Annotated in this window: 2 tRNA genes; both read right to left on the reverse strand. The window is 53.0% G+C overall.

Annotated features, from left to right (window positions below):
- Positions 1 to 275: 275 nt before the first annotated feature.
- A tRNA-Ile gene (locus AC3WL7_RS21370) sits at positions 276 to 352 on the reverse strand.
- A gap of 21 nt (positions 353 to 373) precedes the next feature.
- Positions 374 to 449: transfer RNA gene (locus tag AC3WL7_RS21375), tRNA-Ala, on the reverse strand.
- Between the last annotated feature and the right edge of the window lie 115 nt (positions 450 to 564).

Here is a 564-nt window from a genome sequence, read left to right on the forward strand (position 1 = left end):
TCGCCTCTGACCGCCAAGGCATCCACCGTGTGCGCTTATTCGCTTGACCATATAACCGCAAGTTGCCTTGGGTTATATATTTGACCCGGGGGTACAAAGCCCGGATACGAATATAACGACTCAATTAATAAAGAGACTTATGTCTCTCGCCTTAGCCTCACGACACGTCTGATAGAACATCTCAAACGCTCGCTACGTCACAAGTTTTAAAAGAACACGTACCGGCCACAGTGCCGATGCGTATATAAGATCGAATGTATGCGTCATTCAGAGAATGGTGGGTCTGGGAGGACTCGAACCACCGACCTCACCCTTATCAGGGGTGCGCTCTAACCACCTGAGCTACAGACCCGGAGTTGCTTACGAAACTCCCTGGTGGAGCCTGTCGGGATCGAACCGACGACCCCCTGCTTGCAAAGCAGGTGCTCTCCCAGCTGAGCTAAGGCCCCAGAAAGGGACATCTCACACCGGCCGTGGCCGATGCAAATCTCTGAATGCAGGTACTTTGTGAAGACGCCCGACAGGACGATGCTGTCTTTGCTCAAAAGGAGGTGATCCAGCCGC

It is taken from the genome of Stenotrophomonas sp. FW305-3-2-15-E-LB1, assembly GCF_058787375.1.